The organism is Pelagicoccus sp. SDUM812002, from assembly GCF_031127835.1.
In the GTDB taxonomy this organism is placed as follows: domain Bacteria; phylum Verrucomicrobiota; class Verrucomicrobiia; order Opitutales; family Opitutaceae; genus Pelagicoccus.
The window spans coordinates 53,759-75,921 of record NZ_JARXHX010000011.1 but is presented as its reverse complement, the minus strand read 5'-3'; the positions used below and the strand labels follow the sequence as shown (position 1 = coordinate 75,921).

General features: G+C 56.9%; 18 protein-coding genes. 5 read left to right on the top strand and 13 right to left on the bottom strand.

Annotated elements, in window-relative coordinates; all coding sequences use genetic code 11:
- Nucleotides 1–44: 44 nt before the first annotated feature.
- Nucleotides 45–3,404 carry a PVC-type heme-binding CxxCH protein gene (locus QEH53_RS15840; protein WP_309024194.1) on the bottom strand — a complete coding sequence of 1,120 codons (3,360 nt, stop codon included), beginning with the start codon at nt 3,402–3,404 and terminating at the stop codon, nt 45–47.
- A 164-nt stretch (nt 3,405–3,568) separates the two neighbouring features.
- Between QEH53_RS15840 and QEH53_RS15835 the strand changes: the two genes are divergently transcribed.
- Nucleotides 3,569–4,489: a sugar phosphate isomerase/epimerase family protein gene (locus tag QEH53_RS15835; RefSeq protein WP_309024193.1), complete on the top strand. Its 921-nt coding sequence runs from the start codon at nt 3,569–3,571 to the stop codon at nt 4,487–4,489.
- Between the two features lie 138 nt (nt 4,490–4,627).
- Here the strand turns inward: QEH53_RS15835 and QEH53_RS15830 are convergent, their stop codons facing one another.
- Nucleotides 4,628–5,494 (bottom strand): TIM barrel protein, encoded by an 867-nt coding sequence (locus QEH53_RS15830; protein ID WP_309024192.1) that lies wholly within the window; start codon nt 5,492–5,494, stop codon nt 4,628–4,630.
- A gap of 266 nt (nt 5,495–5,760) precedes the next feature.
- On the opposite strand from QEH53_RS15830, the gene QEH53_RS15825 reads away from it, so the two are divergent.
- Nucleotides 5,761–8,493, top strand: a complete 2,733-nt coding sequence (locus QEH53_RS15825; RefSeq protein WP_309024191.1) for a valine--tRNA ligase — start codon at nt 5,761–5,763, stop codon at nt 8,491–8,493.
- A 479-nt stretch (nt 8,494–8,972) separates the two neighbouring features.
- Nucleotides 8,973–10,142: a right-handed parallel beta-helix repeat-containing protein gene (locus QEH53_RS15820; protein ID WP_309024190.1), complete on the top strand. Its 1,170-nt coding sequence runs from the start codon at nt 8,973–8,975 to the stop codon at nt 10,140–10,142.
- Between the two features lie 13 nt (nt 10,143–10,155).
- Here the strand turns inward: QEH53_RS15820 and QEH53_RS15815 are convergent, their stop codons facing one another.
- Together QEH53_RS15815 and QEH53_RS15810 are read right to left on the bottom strand one after the other, a co-directional pair.
- Nucleotides 10,156–10,986 (bottom strand): arylamine N-acetyltransferase, encoded by an 831-nt coding sequence (locus QEH53_RS15815; protein ID WP_309024189.1) that lies wholly within the window; start codon nt 10,984–10,986, stop codon nt 10,156–10,158.
- Between the two features lie 6 nt (nt 10,987–10,992).
- The gene (locus tag QEH53_RS15810) at nt 10,993–11,451 is read right to left on the bottom strand and encodes a DMT family transporter (protein WP_309024188.1); all 459 of its coding nucleotides are present in this window, start codon (nt 11,449–11,451) and stop codon (nt 10,993–10,995) included.
- 120 nt (nt 11,452–11,571) lie between these two features.
- Between QEH53_RS15810 and QEH53_RS15805 the strand changes: the two genes are divergently transcribed.
- The gene (locus QEH53_RS15805) at nt 11,572–12,234 is read left to right on the top strand and encodes a DUF561 domain-containing protein (RefSeq protein WP_309024187.1); all 663 of its coding nucleotides are present in this window, start codon (nt 11,572–11,574) and stop codon (nt 12,232–12,234) included.
- Between the two features lie 9 nt (nt 12,235–12,243).
- Here QEH53_RS15805 and QEH53_RS15800 read toward each other — a convergent pair whose 3' ends face one another.
- The gene (locus QEH53_RS15800) at nt 12,244–12,840 is read right to left on the bottom strand and encodes a cyclic nucleotide-binding domain-containing protein (protein ID WP_309024186.1); all 597 of its coding nucleotides are present in this window, start codon (nt 12,838–12,840) and stop codon (nt 12,244–12,246) included.
- Nucleotides 12,837–13,394, bottom strand: a complete 558-nt coding sequence (locus tag QEH53_RS15795; protein WP_309024185.1) for a hypothetical protein — start codon at nt 13,392–13,394, stop codon at nt 12,837–12,839. The genes QEH53_RS15800 and QEH53_RS15795 overlap by 4 nt, the downstream gene beginning before the upstream one ends.
- Nucleotides 13,395–13,664: 270 nt before the next feature.
- On the opposite strand from QEH53_RS15795, the gene mqo reads away from it, so the two are divergent.
- Nucleotides 13,665–15,179 carry a malate dehydrogenase (quinone) gene (mqo, locus tag QEH53_RS15790; protein ID WP_309024184.1) on the top strand — a complete coding sequence of 505 codons (1,515 nt, stop codon included), beginning with the start codon at nt 13,665–13,667 and terminating at the stop codon, nt 15,177–15,179.
- A 130-nt stretch (nt 15,180–15,309) separates the two neighbouring features.
- On the opposite strand, the gene QEH53_RS15785 is transcribed toward mqo, so the two are convergent.
- The 7 genes from QEH53_RS15785 to QEH53_RS15755 all read right to left on the bottom strand — a co-directional run bounded on the left by QEH53_RS15785 (nt 15,310) and on the right by QEH53_RS15755 (nt 22,162).
- Nucleotides 15,310–16,392: an endonuclease/exonuclease/phosphatase family protein gene (locus QEH53_RS15785; protein ID WP_309024183.1), complete on the bottom strand. Its 1,083-nt coding sequence runs from the start codon at nt 16,390–16,392 to the stop codon at nt 15,310–15,312.
- 96 nt (nt 16,393–16,488) lie between these two features.
- The gene (locus QEH53_RS15780; protein ID WP_309024182.1) at nt 16,489–17,472 is read right to left on the bottom strand and encodes a PEGA domain-containing protein; all 984 of its coding nucleotides are present in this window, start codon (nt 17,470–17,472) and stop codon (nt 16,489–16,491) included.
- Nucleotides 17,473–17,698: 226 nt separating this feature from the next.
- The gene (locus QEH53_RS15775) at nt 17,699–18,103 is read right to left on the bottom strand and encodes a hypothetical protein (protein ID WP_309024181.1); all 405 of its coding nucleotides are present in this window, start codon (nt 18,101–18,103) and stop codon (nt 17,699–17,701) included.
- Nucleotides 18,104–18,190: 87 nt separating this feature from the next.
- Nucleotides 18,191–18,544, bottom strand: a complete 354-nt coding sequence (locus tag QEH53_RS15770; protein WP_309024180.1) for a hypothetical protein — start codon at nt 18,542–18,544, stop codon at nt 18,191–18,193.
- Between the two features lie 5 nt (nt 18,545–18,549).
- Complete coding sequence (locus tag QEH53_RS15765; protein ID WP_309024179.1) at nt 18,550–20,043, bottom strand: hypothetical protein; 1,494 nt, start codon at nt 20,041–20,043, stop codon at nt 18,550–18,552.
- Nucleotides 20,043–20,309, bottom strand: a complete 267-nt coding sequence (locus tag QEH53_RS15760) for a hypothetical protein (RefSeq protein WP_309024178.1) — start codon at nt 20,307–20,309, stop codon at nt 20,043–20,045. Before QEH53_RS15760 ends, QEH53_RS15765 begins: the two co-directional genes overlap by 1 nt.
- Complete coding sequence (locus QEH53_RS15755; RefSeq protein WP_309024177.1) at nt 20,306–22,162, bottom strand: DNA translocase FtsK; 1,857 nt, start codon at nt 22,160–22,162, stop codon at nt 20,306–20,308. The genes QEH53_RS15760 and QEH53_RS15755 overlap by 4 nt, the downstream gene beginning before the upstream one ends.
- Nucleotide 22,163 lies beyond the last annotated feature (1 nt).

Below are 22,163 nucleotides of genomic sequence, written 5' to 3'. Positions count from 1 at the left end.
TCCTCTTGATGAGAACGCCTTTGTAGTCAAAATATGGTTACGAACTATTCGCCGTGTGTCGTCCTTTCGGTGTTGGGGTCCCAGGTACGGGTGCTGAGGTACTCTACGAGGTCGCGCATGTCCGTTTGAGAGAGCAATGGAGCGAAGATGGCTGGCATGCTGGATGGCATCGCGTCGCGTTTCTCGATTTGGTTTTGAGGATAGGTTTTGGTTTCGCCGGAAACGAGCTTAAGGGTGACCTCGTCGTCATTCTCGTTTTCGACAATCCCGGCGACGGAAGTTCCGTCTTGAAGCGACAGGATGACGTTGTCGAAACCCTCGGCGATGGTGGCGTTTGGGGCGACGATGGACTCGAGGAGTTCTTGGCGATTCAGACGTAGGCCGACGTCGGTGAGGTTAGGTCCAGCGGCGTCGCCGGGGCCGTTTACGATGTGGCAACGAACGCAGGCCATGACTTGGTTGTTGTTGAAGACACGGCGTCCGGCCCGCTCGTCCCCGCCTTCCAAGGCGTAGGAGAAAGCTGCGGTGGGATCGCTCGATGCTGCGACCTTGGCCTGATAGTCTTGAAATGCCTGTTGGACTTTCTTGGATGAATTTTCTTTGGCGGCTTCGATCAGCTCTAGCTGCGCCGCGTAGGGCACATCGCCGGCGGCGAGGCGTCCGATACTTTTTGCGAGCAGCTCGATGGCGAAGTCTTGCTGGGAACCGGCGAGGGTTTCGTATGCGACTCTCTGTTCTTCGACGCTTCCTTCCGCCATTAGGCTGAGGGTGACCTTCGCTTGTTCGGGGGAGCGTTCGGATACGATGGGAAGGGTGGCTAGGCGAAGCTCTGACGCGTTGGACTGGCTGGCCGCAATTACGAGCTCGTCCATGCGTGGATCGTTGAGCGTGTTGAGGAGTGCGAAAGCGGCAGCTCGAGCTTCTCCGTTGGCAGATTCGTCTTTAGCAAAGGCGTAAAGTTGATCCTCGAGCCCGGTGACTTCGAGCTCTTTTAGGGCTTGGAGAAACTTCACCTGTACGGCGTTGTTTTCCGAGGCGAAGAATTGCTTGGCATTAGCCTTGAAGGCATCGATGGCGATTTGGGCATTGCGGGCTGCGAGAGGTTGATAGACGCCTATGACGCGGTCGCGCTGGAGTGGGTCAGGCCACGACTTTAGCTGTGTGATCGCTTCGAGCCGGAAATCCTGGGGGTTGCTCTCGTTAGCTGCGTAATTGGCGAGAAATTGGGCATTGTCCTCTCCGCCGATTCGAAAACGGGCGTTGATGGCTCGTATCGCGAGAATCGGGTCATCAGCGAAAGGGCTGTCGATCGCTTTCGCGAGGGAGTGGTAGGCTCCCTGGATCGGAGCGTCGTTAATGGCGCGTGCGGCTTCGAAGACGATTTCCTTGTCCGAGTCGTGGAGAAAGCGGGCGACGTTGACGTCTCCAAGGCGGCGATACGCAAGCAAGGTAGCGAAGCGGACGGCTTTTGCCTCGTCGGTCACGGCTTCAGCGAGGGCACCCATGTTCTTGGCCCCGACCAATCCCATAACGATGGCATGGCTGAGGTAAGGATCCTCGTCTGCGTTTTCGAGGGCGGCCTGTAGGAGAGCGGGAGCGGCATCTACCTGCTCGAGCTTGCCGATGCTTTGGGCGGCGAAGTAACGGACACGGGAGGATGGGTGGGCGAGGTGTTCGATAAGCAACGCTTCGTTTCCGCTGATCTTGTGGTCGCCGATGAGCTTGGTGGCTTGGGCGACGACTTCGGGTTCGTCGTTTTCGGAGGCGGCGAGTTTTGAGATGGCGGCGTTCGCTTTTGCGATTTCGTGGTCGGCCAAGATGCCGAGGCCCCAAGTAGCGTGCAAGCGAGAGTGTAGGGATGAATTGCTGTCCTGGGCTATCTTGACGAACGTTTGTAGGCTGTCTTCTCCCCGGCTAGCTAGCTCAAGCTGGGCTTCGAGGCGGATGTTCCAATTAGGATGGGAGAGGAGGCTGGCGAGTTCTTCGACGCTGCGGCCTGTCATGCCTTCCGCGTAGAGCTTTTGCGTCTCGGCGACGATGGAGCTCGCTTGCACTTCAGGATTGGAAATGGAGTAAACGCGACCTTGGCCAGGTTTTGGCCAACCGTTCACCCAGTCGAGCACGTAGAATTTTCCATCAGGGGCGAATGTCACATCGGTGGGCAGGACGCCTTTAGCGAATGGCTTCTTCTCATCGAGCTCGAACCAGGCTCCTTTGGGTTTCATCGTGTACGTGTAGACGCCACTGGTGGCTATGGTGCCTTTGAAGTGGGTGATGAAGAGGTGACCGGCGTAGTCTGGCGAGAGACCGGTGCCAGGGTAGAAGGCGATGCCGGAGGGACCGTCCTCGATGTAGGAAATCGGAGGAAGTGCGAACTTTGTGCGGCCTTCGAATTCGGTTTGCCACCAGCCTTCCGACATCCAAACACCGGCGGCTCCCAGGGGTGCGTGTTGGTGGCCTATGCGCCAGCCAGAGTCCCCACCTTCGGCGATGAGTACGAGGCGCTCGAAGTCGCCGTTGTCGCAATCGTTGTCTCCGGTGAAGAGGTTTCCGAACTCGTCGAAGGCGAGTTCCTGGGGGTTGCGCAAGCCCGTGTGCACGACTTCGAGCTCGGTTCCGTCTAGGTTGCTGCGGTAGACGGCTCCGGTATCTGGATACGAGATGTGGCTGCCGTCGGGGGCCGTTACGTCGGCACCGCGGTCGCCGATGGAGAAGTAGAGCTTGCCGTCCGGGCCGAGAATGAGGCCGTGGAAGTCATGTCCGGTGTAGCCGAAGTGAACGCCCCAGCCGCTGAGGACCTTCTCGCTCTTTTGGGCTTTACCGGTATCGTCGATTCCTTGGAATTTCCACAGATGGGGGATGTTGGTGAAGTAGATGTCCCCTTTTCGGGCTAAGACTCCGGAGGCGATGCCGTCGACGGAAGTATTGAATCCGTCGGCGTAGACAGAGGAGAAGTCGGCTGTGCCGTCTCCGTCGCGATCTTCTAGGAGGCGGAGAATTTCGCCCTCTACAGCGAAGTTAGGAGCGTCGTCTCCGAAGAGCTCGATAATGCCTTGTGCGCGATCTTCGACGGTGCGGAAAGCCATGTCTTCTTCTAGCATGCCCATGTAGCCGCGGATATCCAAGGTGCTGGATCCGTAGCGGTAGGTCTCGGCCACGAAGAGGCGACCATGCTCGTCGAAGTCGAAGGCGACTGGATTCGCGAGCATGGGCTCGGCTGCCCAGAGGGTAGCTTCCATGCCTTCCGGGAGCTGCATTTGCTGGAGGGCAAGTTCGACGTCTGGACTGGCCTCCAGGATGATGGGCTCGGGACGACGGTCGGCGTCGTTGAGTTTCATCTTAGCAGCGAAAAGGCTGCTAGTGGATAGGCCACAAAGGGCGATGGCGATGACGAGATTTCTCATGTTTGGCGTAAAGGCGGGGGAGCTTGTTGGAAGCCGCTTTTGGTGCAACGGGTCTATAGCTCTTATGAATGGGGAATTGTGAAGTTGGTTGCCAATAACCCAAGGCTAGTGTTCGTCTTCTAGTCGATTCCTAAGTTTTTAACCCGAACCCGTTACCCTTATCCATGGACTCTCGCCGACATTTCGTGAAAAGTGCTTTTGGCCTCGCGGCCGCCTCATTTCTAACCGGCAAGAGCCTTGCTCAGACTGCGGCAGACCCCCGCAAGGACGGCACATGGTTCGACATTTCATTGGCTCAGTGGTCTATCAACAAGGCGTTTTGGAGCGGGGAGAAAGACAAGATGCGTTTTGCCCAGATCGCCAAGAACGAATTTGGCGTGAATGCGGTCGAGTACGTAAACCAGTTTTATATGGAGGGGTGGTCGAAAGCTGTCCTGGCCGAGCTGGTCAAGATTTCTGCGGGCGAGGGCGTAAGGAATGTTCTCATCATGTGCGACCGGGAAGGACGTCTTGGCGATCCTGACGAGGCGAAGCGGACCCAAGCGGTGCAGAACCATGTTCGCTGGATCGAGGCGGCGCGAGCTTTGGGTTGCCATGCGATCCGGGTCAATGCGGCTTCCGAAGGCAAATTCGACGAGCAGCTGAAGCTGGCGGCGGACGGACTGCGACGGCTCAGCGAAATCGGCGACCGCTACGGGATAAGCGTGATCGTCGAAAACCACGGGGGGCTCTCGAGCAATGGTGCCTGGCTTTCCGCGGTGATGCGCCTGGTGGACCATCCGCGCTGCGGAACCTTGCCTGATTTCGGAAACTTTACGATCAATCGTGAATCGGGAGAGGAGTACGACAAGTATTTAGGCACGCAACAGCTGATGCCCTTTGCCAAGGGAGTGAGCGCCAAGACCTTCAACTTCAATCCGGAAGGTTTCGAGCGCGATATGGATTATCCACGACTTATGGATGTCGTGAAAAGGTCAGGATATCGTGGATACATCGGCATCGAGTGGGAGGGTAAATCCCTCGACGAACCCACTGGAATCTTGATGACGAAGAAGCTGCTCCAGAAACTGGGTGGTAGAGCTTAGATTCGAGAGACGGATCGGCTGGCCCGCACGTGGTCGCCGCTTCCAGCAACACTGAGATCTGTAGCGCTCGACCTCACGAAAAAAGTCGATTCCCGCTAGGGAAATCGACCGTTCTTTGAAGCTGTATGCTACGTTTGACTACACGTCGCAGGTGCGAATGCCGTGCGCGAGCGCCGCAATGGGATCTTCCCAGCTTGGTACGAATTCTTGGGCGACGTAGCCGTCGAATCCTGTATCCACAATCGCCTGCATGATAGCGGGGTAGTAGAGTTCTTGGGTTTCGTCGATCTCGTGACGGCCAGGTACGCCGCCTGTGTGGTAGTGGCCGAAGTATTGGTGGTTTTCTCGAATGGTGTCGATGATGTCGCCATCCATGATCTGCATGTGGTAGATGTCGTAGAGCATCTTGAATTGCTCAGAGCCGACTTGCTTGACCAGTTCGACGCCCCAGCTGGTGTGATCGCACTGGTAGTCTGGGTGGTTTCGCTTGGAGTTGAGCAGTTCCATAACCACCTGCACGTTGTGCTTCTCCACGATAGGCATGATACGTTCTAGGCCGATCTTGCAATTTTCTAGGCCTTGTTCGTCGTCGAGGCCATCGCGGTTGCCGGAGAAAACGATCATGCGTTTGGCGCCTTGGGCCGCGACTTTAGGGGTGGTTTGCTCGAAGAAGGTGACGATGGCATCGTGGTTCTCCACGCGATTCAAGCCGTCTGTGATGCCGCCGGGAACTCCCCAAACCAGAGAGGCTTCGAGGCCGTGTTTTTTGAGGGTTGCGATTTCGTCGACGTTGACGAGGTCGATGGCCTCCAGTCCGACTTCTTTGCCGCGTATGCAGAGGTCTTCGAACTCGATTTTGCCGTAGCACCAGCGGCAGGCGGAATGGTGGATGTTTCGCTTCAAGTTCATAGGCGAATTGGATTCGTGGTGATTGGCAAAGGCTTTGGCGCTGGCGATTGCGGCGGCTCCTAGTGCGACTTTTTTCAAGAGGTCGCGGCGTGGCATTTTTGGATCCATGGTGATGGTTTGGTTTCGTTGGGGTTCAGACGATGCAGATCGGGCTCCCAAATGGGAACTCGACGGAATGCTGCCATTAAAGGCCGCAGGCTCAATCACTTAAATTAGATAATGGATTATCCCGAACTGAATTTGCTTATCGCTGTGAGAAAGGCGCAAAGTGGGGAACTGAAAACGTGGGCGAATCGCACTTGCCCTCCCTTGAGCTGAGCCTTATCGCTAGGCCCTTTTTTTCGAAAAACCGCGCAAAGCTCATGGCACAGGAAATTAATCAAGGCTACGATCCGAAGGAAGTTGAAGCCAAGTGGTACGCCGCTTGGGAGAAAAACGGTTGCTTCGAAGGAGAAGTGGAAGCGGGCAAGGACCCGTATTCCATCATGATCCCACCGCCCAACGTCACCGGGATCCTGCACATGGGCCACGTTCTCGACAACACACTGCAGGACATCTTCATCCGTCGTGCACGTCTCGAGGGCAAGAGCACGCTCTGGTACCCCGGCACCGACCACGCTTCGATCGCCACCCAGACGAAGGTCGAGCAAGCCCTGCGCAACGAAGGCACTTCCCGCCGCGAGATTGGCCGCGACAAGTTCCTCGAACGCGCTTGGCAGTGGAGCGACGACCACGGCGGCAAGATTCTCAATCAGCTCAAAAAGCTCGGCGCCTCCTGCGACTGGCGTCGTACCACCTTTACCATGGACGAAGAGTACGAGCGCTCGGTTCGGGCGGCCTTCGTAAAGCTCTACGAACGCGGCTACATTTATCGCGGCAAGCGTCTCGTCAATTGGTGCCCTAGCTCCCAGACAGCACTCTCCAACGAGGAAGTCGTCATGAAGCCCCAGAAGGGCAAGTTTTGGAAGATGCGCTACGAGATTGTCGAAGAGCCAGGCCGCTATATCGAGATTTCTACCACCCGCCCCGAAACCATAATGGGCGACACCGCGGTAGCGGTTCATCCGGACGATGAGCGTTACACGGACCTCGTCGGTAAGCACGTCTGGCGTCCCTTCCCTCGGGAGGAAATCCCCATTGTGGCGGATCGCGCGGTCGAAAAGGATTTCGGAACCGGCGCCTTGAAGGTCACGCCAGCCCACGACCAGGTGGACTTCGATATCGGCAAGCGCCACGACCTGCCGCTCATCGATGTGATGAATCCTGACGGCACGCTCAGCGAGGCAGCTGGTCCGGAATTCGCTGGCATGGAGCGTTTCAAAGCTCGCAAGGTTGCCGCCCAGAAGCTCGAAGAGCTCGGCCTGCTGGTCGATACCGAAGACTACGAAAACAACGTCGGTTTCTCCGAGCGGGCGGACGTGCCCATCGAACCGCGCCTTTCCGAGCAGTGGTACCTCAAGTACCCGAAGGTCGAGGAAGCCAAAGCGGCCGTTGAAAAAGGCATCATCAAGTTCCACCCGAAGCGCTGGGAAAAGGTTTACCTGCATTGGCTCAACAACATCCAGGACTGGTGCATCAGCCGTCAGCTCTGGTGGGGGCAACGTATTCCCGTGTGGTATAAGAAGGGAGCAGACCGCCTCGACCCCGCTAACTTGCACGTGTCGGTCGACGGCCCGTCCGATCCCGAGAACTGGGAACAGGACGAGGACGCGCTCGACACCTGGGCCTCCTCTTACATCTGGCCGTTCGCTTGTTTTGGGTGGCCAAACGAAGACGAGAAGACCCTCAAGGAGCTCGCCCACTTCTACCCGACCAGCACCCTTGTCACCGGCTTCGACATTATCTTTTTCTGGGTCGCTCGCATGATCATGGCGGGTCTCGAACTTTACGGAGACGACAAGAAAGAGCTCACCGACGACGAGATCGCGGCCCGTATCCCCTTCAAGGATATTTTCATTCACGGCCTTATTCGCGATGCCAAAGGACGCAAGATGTCCAAGACCTTGGGCAACTCTCCCGACCCGCTCGACCTCATCGAAAAGTTCGGAGCAGACGGTCTGCGTTTCGGCATCATAAACATCGCCCCTAGCGGCTCCGATATCCTTTTCTCAGAAGAGCGTATCGAAATCGGGCGCAACTTCAGCAACAAGCTTTGGAACGCCTGCCGCTTCCGCCAAATGAATGGAGCCGTCGATGCGAACACGTCGCTCGACTCCATTGTAAGTCGACTCGCGACGTCGCCACTCGATGGGTACAGTAACTGGATTCTCAATCGTACTCTCGACACCATGCGAGAGATCGAGGGTCAATTTGCCAAGTTCGAAATGCATCAGCTTACCCATACGCTCTATAACTTCGTTTGGGGCGACTTCTGCGATTGGTATGTCGAAGCGGCGAAAGCGCTGCTGCAGAAGAAGGCTGATCCGCGTCACGACATGGCCCTCGCCACTTCTGACCTCGTGATTCGCCAAGCCCTGCAGCTGCTGCATCCGGTCATGCCGCACATCACCGAAGAACTCTGGCATGCCATGGGTTACTGCGAAGAAAGCGGATACATCCAAGACACGGTTTTGCTAACGGCGGAAGAACTTGCGGAGAAACTCGCTGCAGCGGGTGTCACGGTCGATTCAGCGGCCGCTGAGAATGTCGAGCACGTCAAGGAACTCATCACCAAGGCCCGCTCCGTGAAAGCCGAGTACAACGTAGCCTCCAAGCGCGACGTGACGCTCTTTGTAAGTGCCGTCGACTCCGACAGCGCCAAGATCGTCTTCGAGAATTTGGATACGATCAAGAAGCTGGCGGGAGCCTCGGTCATCGAGCTCAAGGAAACTGTAGACGGCTGTCCAGGTGCAGTCGGTGCCCTAGGCACTGTCTATCTTGATCTCTCTAGTGCGATCGACGTGGATGCGGAAAAGGTTCGTCTCAGCAAGGAGCTCGGAAAGCTCGACGGTGCGATCAAGGCTGGTAGCGGCAAGCTCAACAGCCCAGCCTTTGTCGACAAGGCACCCGCTCATGTGGTTGAGGGGGCTCGTAAGCAGTTAGCGGATACGCAAGCCAAGCGGGACGAAATCGCTCGTTTGCTAGAAAGCTTGTAGCACTAGTCGCTGAATCGGCGAATAGGTGGTTACCCATGTAGATGTTCAATAAGGAGCAGGTCAGACGACCTGCTCTTTTTGGTATCAAGATCGTTGCGTGAAACAACTTCCGGCCACGGCACTGGAGGGATGTCGACTGGCAAAACACACTCTCAAGATCACGACGAACCTATAAGTGCGAGACCTCTTGGTGGACACCCCATCTGGATCGAGGGTATTCTAACTCCTAGGACACGGTGACAGTTACTAAGGCTCAGCTTAAATGTATCTGAATGGAGGATACTGGGTTGTTGCGTTTTGCAATGTTTCGGCCGGGCAGGTGCGACGCGCTCGAGGAAAGGTGCCATAACGCACGGATTTTGGATAGGGAGTGGATAGGGGTTAGTAGTAAATTTGTAAATGGGCCAGATTTGGCAGCGAGGTTGTAGCTTTTTTGACGATATAGCCCTATACTTACAATCTCCCTTAATCTTTTTACTATGTTATCCCGAGAAAGTCTTAAAGTCGTACATTTTATTCTCATCGCAGTTTTTGCGTTTTCGAGTTTGGCATATTCGTCGCCGGTCAGTCGGCCACAAGCGGAGGACGCGCCAGACATGTCGGAGCAAGCAGTTCAGGTTTTTGAAATTACTCGCGATAGAGACTTCAAGAAGGTGCAAGCGATCTTAGATGAGCGCGGTACGGATCCACTTTTGATTAAGATAGCTGCAGGTGAGTACAAGTTGAAGCGAAGTCTGCACATTAATCGTTCCAACGTGACGGTTCGTGGAGAGTCAGGCGTGTTGCTGAAGTTAGCCAACAAGGCTCAAACTCCGGTGATCGCAGTCGGTTCGCAGGCAGAGTACCCTTTGGACTCGGAACGGATTCAAAATATCGCGATATTGGATTTGGAAATCGACGGAAATAGGGAAGCTCAATTGAGCGAATACGATCGCCACCTGCCATGGATTCGCAACAACGGGATCGATGTTCGCACCGTTACGGGATTGCGCGTGGAAGGCGTGCGCTGCGGAAACAACCGCTCCGGTGGCTTGGTCATCAGCTGGCGTTGTCGCGACGTGCTCGCCAAGAATTGCATTTTCGACAACAACTATTTCGACGGAGTCGCTTACTACGACAGCACTCAGGTTTACACGGTCGATTGCGATCTTCGCGACAACCAAGGCGCTGGCGTCAGCATCGACAATGCGGTTTACGATGCCTTGTTCTCGAACTGCTTGATTCAAAACAACCAAGATGTGGGTGTGTTTGCCCGTCACAGTACAGGGTTGATGTTTTACCAGTCTACGATTCGCAACTCCGGTAATTGGGCGTTCTTTCTCTCGCACGACGACAACGAAAACGGCGTGTTCAACGTCGAAATCGCGTCTTGCTCCATCGAGGAGAATAATGGTGGAGTGCGTATGGGATCTGTGGATACCAAGCAATCCAGCGGTAATCGGGTGACCTTGACCTCCTTTGCTGGAAACGACGCCGGAGGTCGGACGGATTTGTCCACTGCAGGTTCGCCGATCGATCGCTTGGAGGCGGGTTGGAATCCGCTGAGCGACGGGTTAGTGGAAGGATCTCGGTCGGTTCGACCCTTTTCGAAGCGCCTCTATCAAGCACTCAACAAGTATGATTCTCTGGTAGGGGCTCCAGAATCCTAAGCCGATTCAGTCGCTAGTTTTTTAGCGGTTTACCGGCGAGGACGATTCGATCCTCGGGAGAAAGCTCCAGGTCGAAACGGTCCGATAGGATTTGTCGTAGTTCGCTTTGGCTTTTTATTTCCGTACGTTTCGCGTTGCCGGACCAATCGCGTTCAATTAGTTCTGTATCGGCGACGACGATACGACCGGTCTTTGTTAGGCGAGCGACAAGGAGCGAATTTCGAAAACGCGCTTGTGGGTGGGTGTGCGAGTACCAGTTGCCGATTTCGAGATCGATGGGCGGCACCGGCTTGGGAGATAATTGATAGATGTCGTTCCAATCATCGCTTAGTTTGATTTGATGGACGAGTTGCTCGTCGCGTTGGATGATGCGGCGAGGTTCGAAGTCTAGGTGTTGCGTTTCGCTCGTATCGAGCGCGATCGGTTCGACCAGTCCGACTCCTCCGAATCCCACATCCGCGAGATGCGGACCGAATTCGGTTTCAACGCGTAGGACCATATGGCTGAGCGGGGTCGTGACATCTTCGGGAGCAAGCCAGCTAACGCGAGCGAGCAGGGGATCGACTCGAAACCCGATAGCTCGCAGGACGGCGGCGAAAAGTGTGTTTTGCTCGAAGCAGTAGCCCCCTCGTTTTTGGGCGACTAGTTTTTCGAAGACGTCGGGGGGGTCGATGGAGACTGGGCGGTTGAGCAGGGGATCTAGGTTCTCGAAGGGAATGGATTCCTCGTGGAGGCGGTGCAGGTGCTTGAGGGAGGAAAGCGTTGGTTTGGCTTCGGCGGTGAAACCGATTCGCTGGAAGTAGAGGCCGAGTTCGAGCTGGTCTTGTGGAATGGTAGCGTTCATGGGTGCTTAGGCAGCAGGTTGGTAGTTGTAGAGGCTCGCTCCTGCGAGCACGAGTAAAAGCGATGCCAGTCGGGTTGGCGTGAGAGGGGCCGCGGGCATGCCGAACCAAGCGAAATGGCTGACGACGGCGCCGACGAGTAGTTGCCCGCAGATGACGAAGAGAAGCGTAGAGGCGACTCCGAAGTCGGGCATCACTTTATAGATGGTGGAAAGAGCGAGGGCGCTGATGAGCCCGCCCGTCAGCCACAAATAGAGGGGAACTTGTGAAAGGATCTCGCGAGCCGGCAATTGACTGCGGTGAGTGGCGAGGTAGACCGCAATGCCGAGGAGTCCGATCAAGTAGACGGAGGCGCTGGCCAGCAGCGGATTGTTGATACGTTGGCTTAGCTGGCCGCTCAGGGAGCTTTGCAGCGAGATGGCCATGCCGGCCGTGAGGCTGATGAGTGCGAGTTGCGTGTTGGGCATGGGGCGAGTCTAGCGCTCGGGGCCCAGACAGGCATCGACCTATGTTGAGAGACGCTGAAGATTGCTAAGCGATCCTACTTTTCTACCCTGATCGCTTTAATGCGGTGACCGACTGCAGCGATGGCCTCGATGGCGGGCTTCAGTTCCAGCACGAGAGATTCTGAAGGAAAGCGTTGTCGGCGTATCGTGACAATCGGAGTGGCGACCACCATCGCTGAGGCAGAGACACTGGAAGCGGCTGGTGTCGATGTGGTGTTAGCGACTGGTATGGACGCGGGCGGCCATCGGCCATCGTATTTGGATTCACCTGAGGAATCGTTGGTAGAGACCTTTGCGTTGGTGCCTGCGATCCGCGATCGAGTGAAGGTACCTGTGGTAGCAGCGGGTGGCATTGCGGACGTTCGCGGTATGCGGGCAGCCTTTGCTCTAGGCGCAGACGCGGTGCAGATCGGAACAGCCTTTCTCGCTTGCGAAGAATCGGGGGCTCAGGAACTTCATCGGCAACGTCTGCGTGCAAATAAAGATGGCCGTACGGTTTTGTCGCGACGATTCACTGGGCGCTTAGCTCGGTTCATGCCGAATCGAATCCTGCAGGAATTGGAAGCATCCGAATCGGAAGTGTTACCATTCCCTGCACAGAGTTGGCTGACTGGACCGCTAAAGCAAGCAGCTGTCGAGAATGGAGATGCGGAAGGTATGGCGCTTTATTCCGGGCAAGGAGTTCCGTTGCTCAAACACCGGAATGCGGGTGCTTTGATGGACGCTCTCGTGGCGGGATTGTAGGTGCGAAGATTATATGTTCGCTGTCACCGCCTTGCGGATACGGCTTAGTTGGGTGGGAGTAACTCCAATAGCGGAGGCGATGTGATGAAGTGGAATGCGGTCGAGGATCGACGCATGTTTTTCGATGAACGCTCGGTAGCGAGCGGTTGAGTCGGAGAGGGCGAGTCCTACCTCGATTGGTTCCTTTTCGAGCACCCAGTTCGTCTCCAGATATTGGATATGGTACCACTTCAGGTCCTCGCTCGATTCAAGCAAGCGGCGATAGGCGTGGTGGTCGATCGCCAGTACGCTCGATGGCTCGAGAGCTTGCAGGGCGAAGTCTGAAGCTTCGCTCTTCAGGAGAGCGCGAATGGTTCCGGGGAAGGTGTTTTCCGGGAAGAACTTCTTGTTGTATTCCTTTCCGTCGGCGGAGAGCGTATAGGAACGGAGCAGGCCTTGGCAGACAAAATAGAGGTGGCGGCTGGGAGTTCCGATTTGCACGAGGGTTTCTCCTTTGCTGAGTTTCCGTTCGCTGCAAGCTTGGCAAAGCTTGGTCCAAGTGGAGTCGCTGAGTTCCGCGTAGCGAGTCATGGCGTGTCGGAGAAGCTGGAGTTTTGTGGCGCTCATGGGCGAGGCATCTGGAGGATAGTGAGTTCGAGAAGGTGGCGAACTTTAGGTAGCCATTGACTGAGATAGGCTTCGTTTGACGTAGTACCTTGCGGTGGGAGATGGAAGAAGCCGGCGAAGCGACAAGGGCTGAGAGCGTAGCGGTAGAGCGCGTTATTGCAGAGGAAACAGCCTGCATCGCTGCTCGTCGTGATCGAATCCTCGGGTGTCTCTGGTAGCGGCCAGCGGCCGTGGGCGCTCTCGGGACCAGCTGGATCGATCGTTTCGCCGGTGGGTGATTTTTGAACTTCGTCGATACCGAAGCGTCGATTGATAGCGAGGGTTTCGATTCTTAGGAATCGAGGCGAGCCTTCGCCTAGGCCGAGGACGATGTCAGGTTGGAAGGAGTCGATCAGAGGTAGGGCAAGCGTCTCAATAGCGCCCCACTCGACAGGTAGGTCGAGATGCTGGATCTCTTGATCGAGGAGGTCAGAGGCTAGGGCGGCTCCCATTGTCTGAGAGCCGTTTCGTGCGCGCCCGCGAAAAGGCTGGAAGCTAGTGATCAGGGATTTCACGGGTTTGAGCACAATCTTTTTTTAGCAGATTGTTGGGGCTGGGATCAATGCATGTTTCTGGTAGTGCAAGACTTGCGGGTCATTAGGAGCAGTCGGCAATGAATTGCAGCGGTATAAGCCATTCTAAGGCGTTGCCAAGGGGCTGGCTTTGCTTCTGAAGTGCGGTCCCGTTTCTTGGAAATTGAAGACTTCACCTTCTCGGAAGGGGAGACGGGACACCAAAAACATCATTGAAGCTGCGAGTCCGAATGGATTCGCGGTCGCAACGCTATGAAACAACGTACCGTAAGACCTTCGACCGGTCCCATTCTCGAAAATCCTGACGTCGTCCTGATTGGCGGCGGCATAATGAGCGCGACTCTCGGGATCATGCTGAAACGGCTGAGCCCTCAGTTGACGATCCAGATCGTGGAATCGCTCCCGCGCGTTGCCCTAGAAAGTTCTCATGCTTGGAACAACGCGGGCACCGGGCACGCGGCGCTTTGCGAGCTGAACTATACGCCCCAAAAGGCGGATGGTTCGGTCGACGTCTCGAAGGCGATGAAGATTAACGAGCAATTCGAGAACTCGAAGCACTTTTGGGCGCGTTTAGTGGATGAAGGTGTGATCTCCGATCCGAGTGTATTCATCAAGCGGGTACCGCACATGAGTTTCGTGCATGGGGAAGCGGACCGTGATTATCTGAAGGCCCGTTTCGATGCTCTGAAAGCGCAACACCTGTTTGGAGAGATGCAGTACTCGGAGGATCCTGAGGTGGTGAAGGAGTGGGCACCGCTTCTTTGGCAGGGGCGTCCCGACGATGAAATGGTAGCAGCTACGAGAGTGGAAAGCGGCACGGATATCAACTTCGGTGCTCTCACGCAGCAATTGATCGACCACCTGATCTCGCTCGACGGCGTAGAGCTCGCCATGCAGGCGCGGGTCACGGATATTTCCCAGGCGGCAGATGGGCAATGGAAGCTCAAGGTCGACAGTGAGGAATACGGGAAGCAGAAGCTGGCGGCCAGGTTCGCCTTCATCGGTGCTGGTGGTGGCTCCCTGCACTTATTGCAGAAATCGGGAATTCCCGAGGGCAAAGGCTTTGGAGGATTTCCAGTGAGCGGACAGTTTCTTGTCTGCACGGATCATGACATCATCGAGCGGCACGCAGCCAAGGTCTATGGCAAGGCTGCGGTGGGTGCCCCTCCGATGTCGGTGCCGCATTTGGATACGCGCGTGATCGATGGCCGTCGCGCATTGCTGTTTGGCCCGTATGCGGGCTTTTCTCCCAAGTTTTTAAAGGAAGGATCGATGCTCGATCTTATCAAGTCTGTGAAGCTCGACAATATTCTGCCCCTCCTGACGGTGGGGCGTGATAATATGGACCTGACCCAGTATCTGATCAACGAAGTGCGTAAGTCGCACAGCGATCGTGTGGAAGGCTTGCGCGAGTTCTTCCCGGACGCAAAGGAAGAGGACTGGAAGCTGGTTACTGCTGGCCAACGCGTACAGATCATCAAGAAAAACGCGGGCGGAAAAGGCGGCAAGCTTGAGTTTGGCACAGAGGTGGTGGCAGCTCAGGATGGTTCGATCGCGGCCTTGCTGGGAGCGTCGCCGGGAGCGTCGACTTCTGTCTCCATCATAGTAGAAGTTTTGGAGAAGTGTTTCCCTGAAGAGGTGAAGACCGAAGAGTGGCAAGAGCGATTGAGCACGATGTTGCCAGCGTACGGAAAGCACCTGGCGGGCGATGAATTCCTGTATCGAGATCTTAGAGACAAGTCGGATCGACTACTGAAGATCGATTAAGCGACAGACTGAATTTTTCTAGAGCGGACTTTGGGGAGTCCGCTCTTTTTCTTTTGGGGGAGTATTCCGCGATCACAATAGGAAGTGTGGATGGGAAGTCCTGATGCTTTGTGCTCGGGACGCGCCTGAACTAGATGCCGCCGGCTAGCTTACGTTTGAGGTATTGGCCGGAGAAATCGATTTTCAGCTCCACCCATAGGGGAAGGTGGTCGGACATTTGGTGGGTTCGCCAATAGGTTTTATAGTAGCGACTTTTACTGGCTGCGTTCCGTATCGCTCCTCGGCTGGTCAGATGGTAGGCAGCGCCCATCGCTTCGGCGTAGAGCTCCTGGTCGAGCTCGGTGTAGACATACTGGTAGTAGTCGAAGACGCCGGCACGTCCGGTCCAGTCGAGTCTGTCTTTTTGGATAAGAAACGCGATTTGGTCGTAGCTGCGATTTTTGCTGGCGTTGGTTACAAAATCACGGTGGTGGTCCGGAATGGTAAAGCCGCCGGTTTTGGTGAGCTCGCCGAAGGCTCCCTTTTCATCGCTTGAGAAGATGTTGAAGTCGCCGAGTAAAATTAGGTTACGTGACCAGACGGCGGGATCTTGCGTACGCTTTTTGAGGAACTTCGCGACCTTGCGGATCTCCTCGATTCGGTCTGCTGGTTCGATGCCGCCGATCGCTTTTTGTCGGCCCCACAGAATGTGTGCGGAGCAGAGCATGAAAGTCGACCAGCCTGCTTTGAAGCCACAAATGTAGGGACTCCGCCAGAATTGCTGAGCGGGCACTACGTCGCCGGTTTCGGTTTTGATGTCTGGAAGTACGAGTTCACCAGCTAGCCCACCGAAGGCGACTTTACGCGAGTCGTACAGGTAGACCATTCGCTCATCGTTGCCCTTGCTGCCCTCGGTGGTGTCGCTAATGAGTGGCTTCCAAAAGCCGCCGAGGATCTTGAGGACTCTGTTGAGGGCTTTGAGATCGCGGTAGACTTCTTGGACGGCGACGATGTCAAAACGCGAAATGATTTCGGCCAGGTAGTAGATCGCCTCCTCGGAGCGCTCGCCATAGGCTGGTTTATCGAAGTCGCGAATATTCCACGTCGCTACTAAAAGTGTGGAGTCGACGGTCTTCTCTGGGATTTCCTTCAGTGCTTCTTTGAGAATGATTAGGCGTTCGGCTGTGCGTTTTCCAGAGGGAGTGCTGGGGTCGAGGTCTTGGTAAAAAGGCATGGCGAGGCTCGGAGTTGGAAAAGGAAAGAGTGGAACTCCATAATGCCACCGGAGAGTCCCGAGTGTCGAACTACTTGAGGAAGGGTGCCTAGGAGCTTATTGATCGAGGTCGATTACGATTGGATTTTGGAGGCCTTCCCGGTTTTCGATGATTTGTTCGGCGGCGAGGCGGAGGTCGGCTGTGACGGAGAGGCGGATGCGGCCCAGTGGGGCTTGGCTGAAGGTCGCCTCGCGACCTTCTTGTTCGTCGATGTAAAGGATGATGTCGTCGTTGTTGTCGGCGGTTTTTTCGAGGGAGACGGAGATCTTGGCCCGTTGTTTCCCTCCGACGACGGCCACTTGGATAGGGCGAACCGCGAGCTGTAGCTCGACGAGCGGTGGTTCGATGGTCTCGCTTTGGCTGACAAGAACTTCGAGCTCGGTGGGTAGGTAGCCGTCTTTTTCGAAAGCGAGGAGATGTTTGCCTTTGCGGACGTTTTGAATGCCGAGCGAGGACAGACCGATGTATTCACCGTCTAGGTACGTTTTTGCTCCGGAGGGAAAGGACTTGGCGATGATGGTAGCGGAGACACTTTGGATTTCCGCAAGGATTTGGTTCTTCCTCTGGGACCAAGCGGTCAAGAGTCGGTTGCGAGTGCCTTGGTCCAAGCTTTTGGCGAACTCCTTGATTTCCGCGTCGAAGGTTTCGAGCTCAACGAGACTACTGTCGGAGCTGAATTCGCTGGCCCGCGTTTGCATCTGGGCGGCTTGGGCGTCGCGTTTCGCGAGGCTTTCCTCGATGGTTTTGCTTTGTTTGGTCCAGCTTTCGATCAGCTTGGGGTCCGCGTCGTCGCGGGCTTGGTAAAGGGCGATTTGGGCGTGGATCTTGTCAAGATCGCCGCGGGGCGAACGTTCGTTGAGTCGATAGATCGCTTGCGAGGTGGCTTTGGCGAGCTGGACGGTTTCGCTCGCGTAGCGTTCCTGGGCATTCGCGGTGAAGTAGTAGTAGCCGAGGCCTCCGACGGAGAGGAGGATGACGAGGACTAGGAGGACGAGGGCGATTCCGCCTCGACGAGGGTTGGAAGTGGGGCGGATGTGCATCGCTGAGAAGGTCGGCGCTCGGGGTGGGGGGAGCAATGGAAAAGGGATGGTGGCTTGGGAAATCTAATCGTGCAGTGCGGGACGAGGGTAAACCTCGCACCCTACGTTTGTGGCAGGTGCGAGAGCGTGCCACGAACGTCAGCGGCGAGCGTTTGCGGGCGGATTTAGCGCTGGGGACGCGGGCTTCCGCATTCGTTGGAGCTTCGGCGGACTGGAAAGCTTCGCCCTACGGGGTTTCGTAGAGGGTGTCGGCGACGTTTAGGGTGTCGTCGAGGGTCGCCACGGACTGGATACGGTGGTGAGGGAGGGGGTTCACGAGGAGCTTCTGGAAGGGGGCGAAGTCCAGGAGGTCGTGAGTTTTGGCTCCGCACTTTTCGGTGAGGGTGACGCGGTAGCCGGTTTCGCCGTCTTTGAGGCGGCGGATCTTAGGAGCGGCTTTGGCTTTGGGCTGCTTCGTGGCCTTGGCTCGTTTGCCTTTCTTGTTGGACGGAAGTTCGACCGCTGGATCTTCGAAGGGGTAGAGTTGGCCAAGGATGTCCGAGATGGTGGTCTCGATGTGACTGAGGTCAGCGAGGCAAGTCTCTCGCTCGATGAGCAGAGAGTTGACCGCGACGAGCTCGTCTATGGACATGTTAGTTGGCATGTGTGTTTGTCGCCCAAGAAGGGCACGGGTGGATGTATTTATCCTGCACTGCGGACGGGGTGGAGCCCGTCCCTCCTATTCTTTTTCCTCGGCGGGCTTGTCGGATTCGGGGGCGTCGTCCTTCTTGGTCTCTTCTTCCTTGGTTGGCTTGGGGGCTGCTTTTTTGGCTGCCTTTTTAGCGGGAGCTTGTGTTGGGAATGCGGATACGGGAGCGGGTGGAGCTGGGAAGGGGAATACGCCTTCTTCGCCGACGATGGACTCGACTTGGCTTTCGAGTTCGCTGATGCGCTGGTAGGCGGCTTCGCGCTCCTCGAGCAGGGTGTCTATCTTGGTACGGGCTTCGAGGGCTTGGCGGATGGTTTCGCTGTCGCCGCGCAGGACGATTTCTTCGAAGCTTAGGGGTTCGAGTTTTTGTGCTTTCTTGGCCATGGTTGTTATTCTTTGAAGAAGCTTAGGATGTTTTTGAGAATGGTTTTGCGGGATCCGCTATTGCGGGCGGCGGTTGCAGTTTGCTGGAAAGTTTTTTGTGGTTGGCTTGTATTGGCGGCTTGGAGACGTTGGGCAATGGTCTTCTCGGCGGCGTTGGCGATGTCTTGGTTATCGTCGTAGCAAAGCTCGCGGAGCTGAGGCTCGGGAACCTTGGGATTGTTTGCTACGGATTCGCGGACTTTTTCGCAGATGTCGTGGCTAAGAGTTGCGAGGGATGCCGGCGAGAGGTCGAAGGCTGCGGCGGCGAAGGCGCGGAGGGAAGGATTAGGACTAGCGGCGAAGCGTTCCGCGACGGGCGCTTCGATTTCCGGATAGTCGATGGCCTGGAAGGCTATGTGTTCGGCTACGGTGTTGTCGGAGCGGTGGTTGATGAGCAGGTCCCAATGGTGCTCGCAGAGGTCGTCTCGGTAGGCTACGAGGGTGGCGACTTGGGGATCGGAGTGGAGGCAGAGCTCGTTGAGGAGCTCGGGGCTAGCGTTGGGATTCTTGGCGAGGGCGATGCAGGCTTGCAGGTCGTGCGAGGTGGCGACGCGTTCGGCGATGTCTTGTTGGATGCTGGCGCTGGCGGCGAGGTAGCGTCGCACTTTGGCAGATGTATCCTGAGCGAGGATACGTTGGATCGCCGCGGGCAAGTTTGGCTTTTGGGAGAGGTAGACGCGGTCTTCGATGGTGTCGGACTCGGCTAGCCAGAGCATTTCCGGAAGAGAGATGGGGCTGCTGTCGAGAGCGGGGAAGCGAACTGTCGGGTGCGCCGAGTACCGCAGGGAATTGCGGACAGAGGCGGGAAACTTGTCGGCCTGGCGTTGGAGGAGGGACTGGAGGATTTCGTCGTCGGAGTCGGCCCACATTTGGAAGAGCTCGGGATCGAGGTACTTGTTTCGCACGAGGGCGGATTTGACGAGGGCGGAGTCGTCGCGGCTGAGCTGGTGGGCGACGTCGCCGTCGAGGTTTTCGCGCTCGGCGAGGGCGATCTTGACGGCGGGTTCATCGTCCGTGGCGAGGATGAACTGGAGGTAGGTCGGCAGGCTCGGGTTTTGGGCGATCGCAGCGCGGACGAAGGTGGCTTCGTCTTGGGCGAGCGTTTGGCACTCCTTGGGGCTGACGTTGGGATTGCTTGCGACAGCGATGCGCACGCTAGCGCTGGCGTGAGTGGCGAGCAGTCCGAGCGATTGGGCGGGGGTGCGGGGGTTGCTGGCGAGAGCGGTGGCAATGTTTACTTGCTTTGGCTTGAGGCCGTCAGCGATGCCTTGGGCTAGCTCGGATGGGAGGAGCGGGTATTGGGCGAGGAAGAGGAGGTATTTGTCGTTGTCCGCGTATTCTGAATACAGGCTACGCAGGGCGAAGCTGGAGATTGGCTTCTTGCGGGTGGCCTTGATGACCTTTTCGGGTCCGTGCTCTTCGAGGGCGTCGAGCAGATCGTTGATGGAGAGGATATCCATTAGGCGCGCTGCTGAAGAGTGAAGGGTGTAGAGTGAAGGGTGAGCTGGTGGGGATCAGGTCGTTGCGGCGTGGCGCAAGCGCCAGCCCTACGGGAGGCGGATCCTGCAGTGCGGCCTGGAGCAAGGGCCAATCCTATGGAGAGGCGAGTTGGAGTGACTCCCGCGGTACCGAGGAGCTCCTGCGACGACAAAGCGAAGCGCCCACGGCCGTGCCACCTTTGCGTCTTCGGACAAGCCGCGCCACCTGTTGGGAGTTGGGAGCTCATTGCTGGAGGTTCTCCAGGGTGACGAAGACTTCGCGGGGGGTGGAGCCGTTTTGGGGGCCGATGTGGAAACGGTCTTCCATTTCCTCGATAAGCGTCGCGGCGCGGTTGTAGCCGATGCGCAGGCGGCGTTGCAAATAACTGGTGCTGGCTTTTTGGGTTTCGGCCACGATGGCGAGGGCCTGCATGTAGAGGTCGTCAGCTCCGTCGGCGAGGGACTCGGCGGTGCCTTCGGCCTTGGATTCGAAGGCGGCGAGATCGACGCGGTTGCGGTCGGGCTGCTCGGAGGACACGTGGGTGACGACGCGGGTTAGCTCCTCGTCTTGCACCATAGGACTTTGGATACGTACGAGGCGGGCGAAACCAGGTGGATTGAAGAGCATGTCGCCTTGGCCGAGGAGAGACTCGGCGCCTTTGCAGTCGAGGATGGTGCGGGAGTCGACGATGGAGGAGACTTGGAAGGCGATGCGGGTCGGGTAGTTGGCTTTGATGACGCCGGTGATGACGTTGACGGAGGGGCGCTGGGTGGCGATGATGGTGTGGATACCGACAGCGCGGGAGAGTTGAGCGATACGGGCGAGGGAGGCTTCTGCCTCACCTTTGGAAGTCATCATGAGGTCGGCCAGCTCGTCGATGATGACGACCATGAAAGGCAGCTTGTCGAATCCTTGGGCTTCGGCCTTGGCGTTGTAGCTGGCGATGTTGCGGACCTGCTTCTCGGCGAGGATCTCGTAGCGGTTCTCCATCTCCTTGACCACCCACTTGAGCAGGAGGACGGCGGTCTTGGGATCGCCGACCACGGGATGGATGAGGTGGGGAACTTCTTTGAACAGTCCGAACTCGACGCGCTTGGGGTCGATCAGTACGAGCTCCATTTCCGCAGGGGAAAATTTGTAGAGCAGGCTGACGATGAGGTTGCTCATGCACACGGACTTACCAGAGCCGGTGGCGCCTGCGATGAGGAGGTGCGGGGCTTTGGCGAGATCGGCTACGATGATTTTACCCTGGATGTCCATGCCGATAGCGAGCGGGATGGTTTCGCTGCCGTGCTGCCAGGCCTTGGACTCGAAGACGGAGCGAAGGCGGATGGGCAGGGTGTTGCCGTTGCCGATTTCCACGCCGACGAAGGGTTCGCCCGGGATGGGGGCTTGGATGCGGACGTTGGTTTGGGCGAGGTTGAGGGAAATGTTCTTCTGTAGGCCGCTGATCTTTTCGACGCGCACGCCGATGCCGGGGCGAATGCGGAACTGGGTGACGCGGGGACCCACCACGGCGTCGTAGACCATGGCGTCGACGGCGAAATTATCGAGTACGCCTTGCAGTTTGAGCTCTTGTTCTTCGAGGGTTTCTGGGGAAACGAGAATGGCGTCTTCGATGCTGGATGCTTCGAGCAGCTCTAGGGTGGGAGTGTGGTAAGGACCGGCGGGTATGGGCTCGGCGATTGGCACGGCTGGTGCCTCCGGCTCTTCTTCGGCTTCCTCGGGCTCCTCAATTGGAGGTCGGCCAGCCAGCTGGGCCTTGGCGCTTTCGAGCATGAGCTTGAAGCGGGACTGGCGCTCGGTGGCTAGGTCGGCGAAGTAGGCTTGGCGTTCTTCGCGGTCACGGAGTGTGGCCTCGAGCTCGCTGCGCCATTTTTCGATTTGGCGGTGTTCGGCTTCGAGGTTTTCGCTCTCTAGTTGGGCGATGCGGACGAGGTCGTCGGGGAGGTCATTGGTGTCAACGACGGGGGGCTCGCTCCTTTGGGCTTCCTCGTCGTCAGCTTCCTCTTGCTCTCCAGCCATGGTTTCGAGAAAGCGGCGGACACCGTCTTTGACTCGTTTGATGGATTTCTGGGATTGCTTGGTGGGACCGGGCATC

Excerpts from the sequence above, each read along its gene's own strand:
- QEH53_RS15840 (WP_309024194.1), bottom strand. The coding sequence starts at position 3,404 with ATGAGAAATCTCGTCATCGCCATCGCCCTTTGTGGCCTATCCACTAGC.
- QEH53_RS15835 (WP_309024193.1), top strand. The coding sequence starts at position 3,569 with ATGGACTCTCGCCGACATTTCGTGAAAAGTGCTTTTGGCCTCGCGGCC.
- QEH53_RS15830 (WP_309024192.1), bottom strand. The coding sequence starts at position 5,494 with ATGCCACGCCGCGACCTCTTGAAAAAAGTCGCACTAGGAGCCGCCGCA.
- QEH53_RS15825 (WP_309024191.1), top strand. The coding sequence starts at position 5,761 with ATGGCACAGGAAATTAATCAAGGCTACGATCCGAAGGAAGTTGAAGCC.
- QEH53_RS15820 (WP_309024190.1), top strand. The coding sequence starts at position 8,973 with ATGTTATCCCGAGAAAGTCTTAAAGTCGTACATTTTATTCTCATCGCA.
- QEH53_RS15815 (WP_309024189.1), bottom strand. The coding sequence starts at position 10,986 with ATGAACGCTACCATTCCACAAGACCAGCTCGAACTCGGCCTCTACTTC.
- QEH53_RS15810 (WP_309024188.1), bottom strand. The coding sequence starts at position 11,451 with ATGCCCAACACGCAACTCGCACTCATCAGCCTCACGGCCGGCATGGCC.
- QEH53_RS15805 (WP_309024187.1), top strand. The coding sequence starts at position 11,572 with ATGGCCTCGATGGCGGGCTTCAGTTCCAGCACGAGAGATTCTGAAGGA.
- QEH53_RS15800 (WP_309024186.1), bottom strand. The coding sequence starts at position 12,840 with ATGAGCGCCACAAAACTCCAGCTTCTCCGACACGCCATGACTCGCTAC.
- mqo (WP_309024184.1), top strand. The coding sequence starts at position 13,665 with ATGAAACAACGTACCGTAAGACCTTCGACCGGTCCCATTCTCGAAAAT.
- QEH53_RS15785 (WP_309024183.1), bottom strand. The coding sequence starts at position 16,392 with ATGCCTTTTTACCAAGACCTCGACCCCAGCACTCCCTCTGGAAAACGC.
- QEH53_RS15780 (WP_309024182.1), bottom strand. The coding sequence starts at position 17,472 with ATGCACATCCGCCCCACTTCCAACCCTCGTCGAGGCGGAATCGCCCTC.
- QEH53_RS15775 (WP_309024181.1), bottom strand. The coding sequence starts at position 18,103 with ATGTCCATAGACGAGCTCGTCGCGGTCAACTCTCTGCTCATCGAGCGA.
- QEH53_RS15770 (WP_309024180.1), bottom strand. The coding sequence starts at position 18,544 with ATGGCCAAGAAAGCACAAAAACTCGAACCCCTAAGCTTCGAAGAAATC.
- QEH53_RS15765 (WP_309024179.1), bottom strand. The coding sequence starts at position 20,043 with ATGGATATCCTCTCCATCAACGATCTGCTCGACGCCCTCGAAGAGCAC.
- QEH53_RS15760 (WP_309024178.1), bottom strand. The coding sequence starts at position 20,309 with ATGAGCTCCCAACTCCCAACAGGTGGCGCGGCTTGTCCGAAGACGCAA.
- QEH53_RS15755 (WP_309024177.1), bottom strand. The coding sequence starts at position 22,162 with ATGCCCGGTCCCACCAAGCAATCCCAGAAATCCATCAAACGAGTCAAA.